10 protein-coding genes and 1 tRNA gene are annotated in these 11683 nt (G+C 71.7%); 5 read left to right on the top strand and 6 right to left on the bottom strand.

Annotation, left to right across the window (positions count from 1 at the left end):
• A partial coding sequence (locus ACTJK8_RS22380) for a DUF4113 domain-containing protein (RefSeq protein ID WP_440762524.1) occupies positions 1-774 on the top strand: 774 nt, incomplete at its 5' end.
• Between the two features lie 843 nt (positions 775-1617).
• Here the strand turns inward: ACTJK8_RS22380 and ACTJK8_RS22375 are convergent.
• The 6 genes from ACTJK8_RS22375 to ACTJK8_RS22350 all read right to left on the bottom strand — a co-directional run bounded on the left by ACTJK8_RS22375 (position 1618) and on the right by ACTJK8_RS22350 (position 6459).
• Positions 1618-1806, bottom strand: a complete 189-nt coding sequence (locus tag ACTJK8_RS22375) for a hypothetical protein (protein ID WP_440762523.1) — start codon at positions 1804-1806, stop codon at positions 1618-1620.
• Positions 1803-2063 carry a hypothetical protein gene (locus tag ACTJK8_RS22370; RefSeq protein ID WP_440762522.1) on the bottom strand — a complete coding sequence of 87 codons (261 nt, stop codon included), beginning with the start codon at positions 2061-2063 and terminating at the stop codon, positions 1803-1805. Before ACTJK8_RS22370 ends, ACTJK8_RS22375 begins: the two co-directional genes overlap by 4 nt.
• 98 nt (positions 2064-2161) lie before the next feature.
• A tRNA-Gln gene (locus ACTJK8_RS22365) sits at positions 2162-2236 on the bottom strand.
• Between the two features lie 82 nt (positions 2237-2318).
• On the bottom strand, positions 2319-3896 hold the full coding sequence (locus tag ACTJK8_RS22360; protein ID WP_440762521.1) for an aldehyde dehydrogenase (NADP(+)): 1578 nt from the start codon (positions 3894-3896) through the stop codon (positions 2319-2321).
• 61 nt (positions 3897-3957) lie between these two features.
• Positions 3958-5628, bottom strand: coding sequence for a thiamine pyrophosphate-binding protein (locus ACTJK8_RS22355; protein WP_440762520.1), 1671 nt, complete (start codon positions 5626-5628; stop codon positions 3958-3960).
• A gap of 129 nt (positions 5629-5757) precedes the next feature.
• On the bottom strand, positions 5758-6459 hold the full coding sequence (locus ACTJK8_RS22350) for a GntR family transcriptional regulator (RefSeq protein WP_043073671.1): 702 nt from the start codon (positions 6457-6459) through the stop codon (positions 5758-5760).
• A 192-nt stretch (positions 6460-6651) separates the two neighbouring features.
• On the opposite strand from ACTJK8_RS22350, the gene ACTJK8_RS22345 reads away from it, so the two are divergent.
• From ACTJK8_RS22345 to ACTJK8_RS22330, 4 genes are all read left to right on the top strand, one after another.
• Positions 6652-7371, top strand: a complete 720-nt coding sequence (locus ACTJK8_RS22345; RefSeq protein ID WP_012319094.1) for a ribonuclease activity regulator RraA — start codon at positions 6652-6654, stop codon at positions 7369-7371.
• A gap of 81 nt (positions 7372-7452) precedes the next feature.
• Positions 7453-8760, top strand: coding sequence for an MFS transporter (locus ACTJK8_RS22340; RefSeq protein ID WP_440762519.1), 1308 nt, complete (start codon positions 7453-7455; stop codon positions 8758-8760).
• A 16-nt stretch (positions 8761-8776) separates the two neighbouring features.
• Positions 8777-10507, top strand: a complete 1731-nt coding sequence (araD, locus tag ACTJK8_RS22335; protein ID WP_063110005.1) for an L-arabinonate dehydratase — start codon at positions 8777-8779, stop codon at positions 10505-10507.
• 51 nt (positions 10508-10558) lie between these two features.
• Positions 10559-11563 (top strand): SMP-30/gluconolactonase/LRE family protein, encoded by a 1005-nt coding sequence (locus tag ACTJK8_RS22330; RefSeq protein WP_089231347.1) that lies wholly within the window; start codon positions 10559-10561, stop codon positions 11561-11563.
• Positions 11564-11683 lie beyond the last annotated feature (120 nt).

The raw sequence follows: 11683 nt of genomic DNA, 5'->3' as shown, positions 1-11683 counted from the left end.
TACGCGCACTGGCTGTGCCGGATCGACGTCGCCGAGGTCTGGGGCATCGGCCGGGCCTCGCTGGCCAAGCTCCTGGCGATGGGCGTGGAGAGCGTGGCGGACCTGCGCGACCTCGACCCGCGGCCGGTGCGCAAGGGCCTCACCGTGGTGGGCGAGCGCATCATCTACGAGCTGCGCGGGGCGGCCTGCCTGCCGCTGGAGATGGTGCCGGCACGGCGGAAGGGCTGCGCGGTGACGCGCTCGTTCTCCAGCCGGATCACCGAGCGGGCGGTGCTGGAGGAGGCGGTGGCGGCGCACGCGACGCGGCTCGGCGAGAAGCTGCGGCGCGAGGGGCTCGGGACCAACCACGTCACGGTCTTCTACCACACGAGCGAGCACGACCGGGACGAGCCGATGCGCTCGGTCTCGACCACCGTGCAGCTGCCGGAGCACTCGTCGGACACGCTGGCGCTGATCAAGGCGGCGCGACACGGGGTAGCGCGGACCTGGCGCGATCCGGGCGCGCGGCCGTGGCGGTACTCGAAGGCCGGGATCGTCACCAACGACCTCGTACCGCTGTCGCACAGCCCGCGGGCGCTGATCGGCGCGCTGGACCGCGAGCGGTCTGGCCCGCTGATGGCGGCGATGGACGCGTGCAACGCGCGTTGGGGCCGGGGCGCGGTGGTGCCGGCACGGGCGGGGCTGGTGAGCCGGCGCGGCTGGAACACAAAGTTCGAGATGCGCACGCCGCGGTACACCACCCAGGTGAGCGAGCTGCCGGTCGCCTACGCTTGAGGGGGCACATCGCCGGCCGTCCGCCACCGAGTGACGTTCCGGCGCAGCTGGCTGACCGCGAGGCCGTCAGCCTCCAAGCGCGCCAGCGCGCGAGCGGCATGCGCGCCGCGCTCCCGGCCCGGGATCCCGGCGCGCTCGGCGATCTCTGTGGCGGTGGATGGCTCGTCCGTAAGCGCGGCCAGGACGCGCGGGCGGAGATCCTGGCGCGGCCGGGCGCCTCGAGGTGATGAATCATCCCGTAAGATCTTCAATCGAAGGTGACCTTATTATTGAGCCTGAGGCGTAACCGCGTCCGCGTGGAAGCGGGATTGTGTTCTTCAGCACGTTCGAGAAGCGTTCTGTAGTGTAAGTCATCGTCGCCGGACAAATTCGGCCTTTACGATGACAATCCTCCAGGGGTTTGCAGGATGAAAAAGATGCTCTTTTATTCGATCGCGACTATTTTCGGAGTCTCTTCCATGGTGAGTCCCGCGCTCGCGTATTGGGTCTAGCTTTTTTCGATGATGATGGCCGATATGAGCAATAAAAATCGTACGCGGCCTGTGGCGGAAGTAACCGTCATCGAGGCCCTGGCGCGTTCGCCGGGGCCTACGATATGGGTCGATGGCGCGCCTACAACTGAAGGATGCGCTGTGAGTCAGCCTGCCGCGCCTCGTCTGCCCCGGCTAGGCGGCTCGTGGTCGTGGTTCGCAGCGAGGCGCCACAACTTAGAAGCTGAAGATCGACCTATCCCGAGGAGATCGCGTCGACGATCGACGCCACCGCGACGCCGGCCGCCCGCAGCACCGTCACAGCCTCCATGATCGTGGCGGCCTCGTCGCTCATGCCGCTATCCCAGCGCGATCAACATCCAAGTGGCGCCTTCGCCATCAGGTCGCCGTCCCCGGCTTGAGGGTCGGACGCGATCACGCGGTCAATAATCTCGCGCGCGTCCGCGCCGCTCATCCCGATTCCCTGCACGAAGCCGCTCAGCCGCTCGGAGAGACGTTCGATGGTCGCCGCGCGGTCGGCGCTCGGATCGGTCTCGCTCATCCTTTCACCGGATGGGCCAACAGGATCGCGGTCCGGACGATGTTGCGTTTCCAGGCCGGCTTGTCGGTGGTCAGCGCCTCCGCCGCGCGGGTGTTCGTCCGGAGCGTCTCAACGAGGTCGAGCGTCCAGCCCTTCGCGAGCGAATAGGCGTCGGTCGCTAAGTCCGCGAGCACGGCATCGACCGCGGCGGCGACCTCCTGGTCGGTGACCTCAGCCGCCTTGCGCAGCTCGGAGACGGTCGGGGGTTCCTTGGCCATTCGGGACTGTGCCGGCTTTTGTGCAGCGGAAAAACACCTTCTGTTCCGGTGTGTCCGTTATGTCCCGGCCCCGAAGGTCCTGTTTTGCTTGGGAAATTTGGCTGGGGCGCCAGGATTCGAACCTGGGAATGGCGGTACCAAAAACCGCTGCCTTACCACTTGGCGACGCCCCAAGGTGAGCGGAGGCTGTCTAGACGCCGCGCCCGCCCCTGGCAAGCGGCGGATCGCGGCCGTCCGGCGCCCGCCAGCCGCGGCTCAGCGGCGCTCGGGCGTGCCGTCGATCCGGCGGGGCAGGCCCAGCGGGTTGGCGGCCTGGAGCGCGGCCGGCAGCAGCGCGTCGGGAACGTCCTGATAGCTCACCGGCCGCAGGAATCGGTCGATCGCGAGACTGCCCACCGAGGTCGTGCGCCCGTCCGAGGTCGCCGGATAGGGGCCGCCATGCACCATGGCATGCGCCACCTCGACGCCGGTCCCGAACCCGTCCACCAGGATCCGGCCGACGCGGCGCTCCAGGAGCGGCAGCAGGTCGCGCGCGGCCGCGTGATCCTCCGGCGCGAGGTGCAGCGAGGCGGTGAGCTGGCCCTCCAGGCGCTCCAGAACCGCCCGCATCGCGGCGAAGTCCGCGCAGCGCACCACGAGCCCCGAGGCGCCGAACATCTCCTCCTGCAGCTCGGGATCCGCCAGGAACACGTCCGAGTCCGCGGCGAACAGGGTGGCCCGGCCCTGGGTCGCCCCGCCCTCCGCACCCTCGGCGATGCGGGTGACGGCGGCGTGGCCGGCCACCCGCGCCACGGCCTCGCGGTAGGCGCGCTGGATGCCGGGCGTCAGCATGGTCGCGGCCGGGCTCTCGCGCAGGGCCGCGCCGGCAGCCTCCAGGAAGGCGTCGAGGCCCGGGCCCGGCAGCGCCAGGATCAGGCCGGGATTGGTGCAGAACTGCCCGGCGCCCAGCGTCAGCGAGGCCGCGAAGGCCTTGCCGATCGCCGCGCCGCGCGCGGCGAGCGCGCCGGGGAACAGCAGCACCGGGTTGATGCTGCTCATCTCGGCGTAGACCGGGATCGGCGACGGGCGGCCGGCCGCGATCGCCATCAGGGCGGTGCCGCCCCGGCGCGAGCCCGTGAAGCCGACGGCGGCGATCCGGGGATCGGCCGCCAGCCCCTGCCCGATCGACTGGCCGGCATCGAACAGCAGCGAGAAGGTCCCCTCCGGCAGGCCGCAGGCGGCCACCGCCTTCTGGATGGCGCGGCCGACGAGCTCCGAGGTGCCGGGATGGGCGGGATGGGCCTTGACCACCACCGGGCAGCCCGCCGCCAGGGCCGAGGCGGTGTCGCCGCCCGCCACCGAGAAGGCCAGCGGGAAGTTCGAGGCGCCGAACACCGCCACCGGGCCGACGGCGATCCGGCGCAGGCGCAGGTCCGGCCGGGGCAGCGGCTTGCGGTCCGGCAGCGCCGGGTCGATCCGCGCCTCGACGTAGCTGCCCTCGCGGACGACGCCGGCGAACAGGCGCAGCTGGCCGACCGTCCGGGCGCGCTCGCCCTCGATCCGCGGCCGGGGCAGCCCCGTCTCGGCCATGCAGCGGGTGACGAGGTCGTCCCCGATGTCCAGGATGTTCGCGGCGATCGCCTCCAGGAAGCCGGCCCGCGCCTCCGGATCGGTCTCGCGGAAGGTGTCGAACGCGGCCTCGGCGAGCGCGCAGGCCCGGTCGAGGTCGCCCCGGTCCGCGCCCGGGAAATCCGGCTCCAGGGCCCGTCCGGTGGCCGCCTCCACGGCCCGGAAGGCCGCCTCGGTGCCGCGCCGCGCCTCGGCGCCGATCAGGTTCTCGCCGCGCAGGGTCATGAGCTGCTCCTCTCGATAGGGTGTGCGGGCGGGGCCGCACCGGGACGGTGCGTGCGGGCGGTCAGCCCCGCTGCGCCGCCAGGGCCTTCTCGCGGATAGCCGCGAGGGTCATGGTCGGGGTGAGCGCCTCGGGATCGACGAGGCAGTGGATCATCGCCGGCAGCCCGGAGGCGAGGCCGCGCTCGAAGGCGGGGGCGAACTCCTCGGTGCGCTCCACGCGCTCGCCGTGGCCGCCGCAGGCGCGGGCGAGGGCCGCGAAGTCGGGGTTGCGCAGCTCCGTCGCCGAGACGCGGCCGGGATACTCGCGCTCCTGGTGCATCCGGATCGTGCCGTACATGCCGTTGTCGAGCACGACCACCACGACGGCGATCCCGTACTGCACGGCGGTGGCGAATTCCTGCACGGTCATCATCACGTCGCCGTCGCCGGCCAGCGCCACGACGATCCGCTCCGGGCGGCTGCGCTTGGCCATCACGGCGGCCGGCAGCCCGTAGCCCATGGAGCCGGAGGTCGGCGCGAGCTGCGTGCCGAAGGCGCGGAACCGGTAGTAGCGGTGGACCCAGGTGGCGAAGTTGCCGGCGCCGTTGCAGATCACCGCGTCCGGCGGCAGCCGCTCGCGCAGCCAGGTGATCGCCGCGCCGTACTGGAACGCGCCGGGCTTCGGCTCCGGCGTCTCGGACCACGCGCGGTAGGCGGCGTGGGCCTCGGCGGCGCGGCCGATCCCGGTGGCCTCGAAATCCGGCAGGACCGCGCAGAAGGTCTCGGGCGCCGCCTCGATCGCCAGCGCCGGCTGGTAGACCCGGCCGAGCTCCGCCGCGTCGGCGTGGACGTGGACCAGCGGCAGGCCGGGATCGGGGATGCCGAGCAGGCCGTAGGATTGCGCGGGCATCTCGGAGAGGCGGCCGCCCACCATCAGCAGCAGGTCGGCCTCCCGGATCCGGGCGAGCAGCGCCGGATTCGGCCCGATCCCGAGCTCGCCCGCGAAGTTCGGGTGGTCGGCGGGGAAGAGCTGAGCCCGCCGGAACGAGACCGCCACCGGCAGGTCGTGGCGCTCGGCCCAGGCGGCCATGGCGGCGACGGCGCCCGGCGTCCAGCGGGATCCGCCCAGCAGCACCACCGGCCGCCGCGCCTCCGCCAGCATCGCCCGCAGGCGCGCGACGTCATCCCCGGACGGGGCCGGCGCGGCCGGAACGACGCGCGGCGCGTCCGGCACGGCCGCGACGTCGTCGAGCATGTCCTCCGGCAGGGCGACCACGACGGGGCCCGGGCGGCCCTGCATCGCGACCCGGAAGGCCCGGGCGAGGATCTCCGGGATGCGCGCGGCGTCGTCGATCTCCACCGCCCACTTGGCGACGCCGCCGAACATCTGCCGGTAATCGACCTCCTGGAACGCCTCGCGATCCCGCATCCGCCGGGCGATCTGGCCGACGAACAGGATCATCGGCGTCGAATCCTGGCGGGCGATGTGCACGCCGGCGGAGGCGTTGGTGGCGCCGGGCCCCCGGGTGACGAAGCAGATGCCCGGGCGGCCCGTGAGCTTGCCGGCGGCCTCCGCCATGATCGCCGCGCCGCCCTCCTGCCGGCAGACCAGCACGTCGATACCGCTGTCGCGCAGGGCGTCGAGCACCGCGAGGTAGCTCTCGCCGGGGACGCAGGTCACGCGCTCGACACCCTGCGCTCGGAGCTGATCGACGAGCACCTGCGCGCCGGTGCGTGGGGGCAATCCGCTCAAGCCGTTCCTCCCTGGCGCTCGGGCCGCATCCGGGGCGTGGTACCGGGATCGGCCGTGGATCCGCCCGCCGCTGAGATGCGTCTGATATCCCAGTTTCAGGATAGGGACGGGTTCGGGGCGGTCAACCTGTCAGACGAGGGGCCGCCGGTCGAGGGCCCGGCGGGTCATCTGGTCGAGAAAGTCGAACAGCGTCCCGATCCCGGCAAGGGCCGTACCCGCGTCCCGCGCCGCGATGCCCGACACGATCGCCGCGTGGATCGCGGCGCAGTCCGGGAAGCTCGCCGTCGGCTCGTAGGTGTACCAGAACCGGCGCGACTGCGCGTGGAGCGCCGCCATGGTGCCGGTGAGCGTCGGGTTGTGGGCGGCGCCGACCAGGCCCTCGTGCAGGGCGCGCTTGTGCCGGAAATACGCTTCTCGATCACGGGCCTCGGCGGTGCTGCGCAGCCCGCCGACGCAGTCCAGCAGCCGCGCCACGTCGGCCTCGGTGGCGCGCGCGATGGCGCAGCGGGCCACGGTCTCGTCGAGGGGGCGCCGCACCTCCAGCAGTTCGAGGTGCTTGATGATGTCGACCTGGGTGACGAGGACGCCGCGGCGCGGGTGGACCTCCACGAACCCGATCGTCTTCAGCCGCGCCAGCGCCTCGCGGACCGGGGTCCGGCCGAGGCCCAGCTCGGCGCCGAGTTCGCCCTCTGAGACCATGGCGCCGGGCGCGAGGCGGCGGCTGATGATCATCTGCTCGATGGCGTCGTAGGCGGTCTCGGCGAGCGAGCGCGGCCTCGGCGCGTCCGCCGGCGTCGCGCGCCCGCGGCCCGCAAATTCCAATCCGGCCAAGGACTTCCCCGTCGATATGTGCCCGTATCCGTCGCAACCTGCGCCGGTTGACAATGGCGCCGCGCGGCGCGTTACTCAAGACTTGGGATATCAGTCCGCGCGCAGCGCGGGCAGGAGCCAAGGCCGGCGCAAGCGACGGGTGATTGTCACCGTTGCCGGGCGTGGAGACCGAGGCCCGGGGAGGAGAAGCGGATGTCCGGGTTGTCCCCTGAGACGCGCGCCAAGCTGAAGACCGTCAGCACGGCGACGCTGATGACCGCCCTCTACAAGCGCGGCTTCCGCAACCAGATGATCCAGGGCGTGCTGCCCCTGAAGGCCGGCGGCCCGACGATGGTCGGCGAGGCCTATACCCTACGCTACATCCCGGCCCGGGAGGACCTGAACCCGATCACGGTGTTCCGCGACCGCGCGCACCCGCAGCGCAAGGCCGTGGAGGAGTGCCCGCCCGGCGCCGTGATGGTGATCGACAGCCGGAAGGACGCCCGTGCCGCCTCCGCGGGCTCGATCCTGGCGACCCGGCTGATGGTGCGCGGCTGCGCCGGGCTCGTCACCGACGGCGGCTTCCGCGATGCCGACGAGATCGCCCGGCTCGAGATGCCGAGCTACCACGCGCGCCCGTCGGCGCCGACGAACCTCACGGTCCACCAGGCGATCGACATCAACGTGCCGATCGGCTGCGGCGACGCGCCCGTCTTCCCCGGCGACGTGATCGTCGGCGACGGCGACGGGGTGGCGGTGATCCCGGCCCACCTCGCGGACGCGGTCGCCGACGAGGCCGTGGAGATGACCGCCTACGAGGATTTCGTCACCGAGGAGGTTCGCAAGGGCCGCACAATCCTCGGCCTCTACCCTGCCACCGACGAACAGAGCCTCGCCGATTTCGCCGCCTGGCGGACGCGGACCGGTCGCTGAGCGTGCCGCACCGGCCCGCTCCGTCCCGGCCCGCGCTCGGCAACGGGCCGGGACGCGTCGGATTCGGCTCGGGGGGACGCCATGGCGGCGGGGTTGCACGGGGGCGATGCGGCGCCGGAGATCGAGCGGCGGACGATCGCCAAGGTGTCGCGGCGTCTTCTGCCGCTGATCGTCCTGATCTACTTCGTCGCCTACATGGACCGGACGAATGTAGGCTTCGCCTCGTTCGGGCTGGACCGGGAATTCGGGTTCTCCGCCACGGTCTACGGCTGGGCGGCCGGCATCTTCTTCCTCGGCTACGTCATCTTCGAAGTGCCGAGCAACGTCCTGCTGGAGCGCGCCGGGGCGCGGTTCTGGATCGCCCGGATCATGGTCACCTGGGGGCTTGTGGCGGGCAGCATGGCCCTCATCACCGGCCCGGCGAGCTTCCTCGCCCTGCGCTTCCTGCTGGGCGTGGCCGAGGCCGGCTTCTTCCCCGGCGTGATCCTCTATTTCACCTACTGGTTCCCGAAGCGGTACCGGGCGCGCGTGGTCGCCGCGCTGTTCCTGGCGGTCCCGGGCTCGAACGCCCTCACCGCCGTGATCTCGGGGGCGCTGCTCCAGCTCGACGGGGCGCTCGGCCTGCACGGCTGGCAGTGGCTGTTCCTCCTCGAGGCGGCGCCCTCGATCCTGCTGGCCATCGCGGTCCTGGCGCTGATGACCGACCGGCCCGAACAGGCGGCGTGGCTCACGGTCGAGGAGCGGCTGTGGCTGGAGGCGGAGCTCGCGGCGGAGCGGGACGGCACCGTCAGGACCCACGGGCACTTCACCCTGGGGCAGGTCCTCACCGACCGGCGCGTGCTGGCGCTGGGGGCGATCTACTTCAGTATCGGCACCGCCACCTACGGCATCACCTTCTTCCTGCCGCCGATCCTGAAGAGCCTGCACCTCACCGACTGGGAGACGGGCGTCGCCACGGCGGTGCCCTACGGCGTCGGCACCCTGGGCATGATCGCCTGGAGCTGGTCGTCGGACCGGCGCGACGAGCGCCGCTGGCACTTCGCGATCGCCGCCCTGGTCGCCGCCCTCGGCCTCTTCGCCTCCGGACCGGTGCTGGGCAGTCTCTGGGCGCTCACGGCGATGTCGGCGGCCACGCTCGGGCTCTACGGGAGCAAGCCCGCCTTCTGGGCGATGCCGGGGGAGTTCCTGGCCGGGCCCGCGGCCGCGGGAGGGATCGCGCTGATCAACGCGATGGGCAATCTCGGCGGCTTCGTCGGCCCCTACGTCCTGGGCTGGCTCAAGGATCACACCGGCACCTACGAGGCCGGCCTCTACTTCCTGGCGGCTTGCGCGCTCGCCTCCGCGGCGATCACGCTCGCCGCGGTCCGCCCGGCCGGGCGGACCGCGTGAGACCGGAGACAGAGCGATGACCGCGCGCAAGAAGACCCTGGACGACCTGCGCAGCCAGCGCTGGTTCGGCGCCACCGACCTGCGCAGCTTCGGCCACCGCTCGCGCATGCTGCAGATGGGCTACGAGCGGGCGGATTTCACCGGCAAGCCGATCGTCGGCATCATCAACACCTGGAGCGACATCAACCCCTGCCACCAGCATTTCCGCGAGCGCGTGGAGCACGTGAAGCGCGGCGTCTGGCAGGCGGGCGGCTTCCCGATCGAGCTGCCGGCGCTGTCGCTGTCCGAGAACTTCGTCAAGCCGACCACGATGCTCTACCGCAACCTCCTGGCCATGGAGGTGGAGGAGCTGCTGCGCCAGCATCCCGTGGACGGCGCGGTGCTGATGGGCGGCTGCGACAAGACCACGCCCGGCACCGTGATGGGCGGCATCTCCATGGACCTGCCGATGATCTTCCTGCCGGCCGGACCGATGATGCGCGGGCATTTCGGCGGCACGATCTTGGGCTCCGGCTCGGATGTCTGGAAGTACTGGGCCGAGAAGGAGGCCGGGAACATCACCACCCAGCAGTGGAACGACATGGAGGCGGGCATCGCCCGCTCCGCCGGGACCTGCATGACCATGGGCACGGCCTCGACCATGACGGCGATCACCGAGGCGCTGGGTCTGTCCCTGCCGGGCTCGGCCTCGATCCCGGCAGCGGACGCGGATCATCCGCGGATGGCCGGCGCCTGCGGCCGGCGGATCGTCGAGATGATCTGGGAGGACCTGAAGCCGTCCGACATCCTCGACCGCCGCTCGATCGACAACGCGCTGGTGGTCCACAACGCGCTGGCCGGCTCCACCAACGCGATGATCCACCTGGTCGCCATGGCCGGGCGGGCCGGCATTCCGGTCAAGCTCACCGAGTTCGACGAGTTCGCCCAGAGGGTGCCGGTGATCGCCAACCTCCGGCCGTCGGGTCAGTGGCTGATGGAGGATTTCCACATCGCGGGCGGCATCCGCGCCCTGATGGCGCGCCTGTCCCCCCTGCTCCACCTCGATGCCCGCTCGGTCACCGGCGGCACGGTCGGCGACGGGCTCGCCGGCATGAAGGTGTTCAACGACGACGTGATCCGGCCCCTCGACCGGCCGATCGTCGCCATGGGCGGGACCGCGATCCTCTACGGCAACCTCGCTCCGGACGGCTGCGTGATCAAGCCGCCGGCCGCCGACCCGCGCTTCCTGAACCATACCGGTCCCGCGCTGGTCTTCGACAGCTACGACGCGATGAACGCCGCGGTGAACGACCTCGACCTCGACGTCACCCCCGACCACGTGATGATCCTGCGCAATGCCGGCCCGATCGGCGGCCCCGGCATGCCGGAATGGGGCATGCTGCCGATCCCCAAGGTGCTGCTCCGGCAGGGCGTGCGCGACATGGTCCGGATCTCGGACGCGCGGATGAGCGGGACCAGCTACGGCGCCTGCATCCTGCACGTAGCGCCGGAATCCGCCGCTGGCGGCCCGCTCGCGGCGGTGCGCGACGGCGACCTCATCACCGTGGACGTGCCCGGGCGCCGGATTCACCTGCATCTCGACGAGGCCGAGATCGCGGCGCGCGTGAAGGCCTTCGTGCCGCCGGACCGGGTCTATCCGCGGGGCTACAACCGGCTGTTCGCCCAGCACGTGCGGCAGGCCAGCGAGGGCTGCGATTTCGACTTTCTGGAGGGCGCCGGGGGGATCCCGGAACCCGAGATTCACTGACCGGCCCGAGCCGTCGGCAACAGGCGGCGGGCCGCACCACAGGGAGGGACCATGGTCATGATCGCACGCAGGGGGCTGCTCGCCGGAGCGGCCCTGCTCGGCGCCGCGCGGGCGGCCGGAGCCGGCTGGGAGCCGTCGCAGCGGGTGCCCGACCCGGCCGTCGAGATCCTCGATCCGGCCTTCGCCAAGTACCGCCTCGCCTCGGCGACGGTGGAGCGGGTCGCCACCGGCTTCCGCTGGGCCGAGGGGCCGGTCTGGTTCGGCGACATGGGATCGCTGCTGTTCAGCGACGTGGTCAACGACCGGATCATGAAGTGGGAGGAGGCGTCGGGCGCGCTCTCGGTGTTCCGCAAGCCGTCGAACTACGCCAACGGCAACACCCGCGACCGGCAGGGCCGGCTGATCACCTGCCAGCACAGGACCCGCAGCGTCACCCGGACCGAGCACGACGGCAGTCTCACCACGCTGCTCGACCGGTTCGACGGCAAGCCGCTGAACTCGCCGAACGACGTCGTCTGCCATTCCGACGGAGCCGTGTGGTTCACCGATCCGGCCTTCGGGCCGAACCCGCACGAGGCGATGGCCGCGCCGGAACTGCCCGGCACCGTCTACCGGATCGACCCCAGGACGGGGCAGGCCAGCGTCGCGGTCGAGGGCGTGGCGGGTCCGAACGGGCTCTGCTTCTCGCCGGACGAGTCCAAGCTCTACGTCATCGAGGCGCGGGCGAAGCCGAACCGCCTGATCCGCGTCTACGACGTGGTCGAGAACGGCACCAAGACCGCGAACGGGCGGGTGTTCTACGACGCCGGCACCGGCACGCCGGACGGGTTCCGCGTCGACGTCGACGGCAATCTCTGGTGCGGCTGGGGGATGAGCGAGGCCGAGGACGGGGTCATCGTGCTCTCGCCGCAGGCCAAGCTGATCGGCCGGATCCGCCTGCCCGAGCGCTGCGCCAACCTGTGCTTCGGCGGCCTCAACCGCAACCTGCTGCTGATGACGGCCTCGCACTCGGTTTATGCGCTGTACGTGAATACGCGGGGCGCCGGGACCTGCTGAGGCTGGACGGCCGGTGGGGCCGCCGGGCCGTCCTCGCGGGCGGGGCGAGCAATCCAGGATAGCGCCACGCCGACCGATGTCGCGCTGCCCTGGGTCGCTTCGCTCCGCTCACGATGACGG

The sequence above is a fragment of the Methylobacterium sp. 22177 genome (genome assembly GCF_052045615.1).
Lineage (GTDB): Bacteria > Pseudomonadota > Alphaproteobacteria > Rhizobiales > Beijerinckiaceae > Methylobacterium > Methylobacterium radiotolerans.
The sequence above is the reverse complement of the archived record's forward strand: the minus strand, read 5'-3'. Positions and strand labels throughout refer to the sequence as shown.

Bases quoted from the DNA above. Each gene is read 5' to 3' on its own strand.
- ACTJK8_RS22375 (WP_440762523.1), bottom strand. From the start codon at position 1,806: ATGAGCGAGACCGATCCGAGCGCCGACCGCGCGGCGACCATCGAACGT.
- ACTJK8_RS22370 (WP_440762522.1), bottom strand. From the start codon at position 2,063: ATGGCCAAGGAACCCCCGACCGTCTCCGAGCTGCGCAAGGCGGCTGAG.
- ACTJK8_RS22360 (WP_440762521.1), bottom strand. From the start codon at position 3,896: ATGACCCTGCGCGGCGAGAACCTGATCGGCGCCGAGGCGCGGCGCGGC.
- ACTJK8_RS22345 (WP_012319094.1), top strand. From the start codon at position 6,652: ATGTCCGGGTTGTCCCCTGAGACGCGCGCCAAGCTGAAGACCGTCAGC.
- ACTJK8_RS22340 (WP_440762519.1), top strand. From the start codon at position 7,453: ATGGCGGCGGGGTTGCACGGGGGCGATGCGGCGCCGGAGATCGAGCGG.
- araD (WP_063110005.1), top strand. From the start codon at position 8,777: ATGACCGCGCGCAAGAAGACCCTGGACGACCTGCGCAGCCAGCGCTGG.
- ACTJK8_RS22330 (WP_089231347.1), top strand. From the start codon at position 10,559: ATGGTCATGATCGCACGCAGGGGGCTGCTCGCCGGAGCGGCCCTGCTC.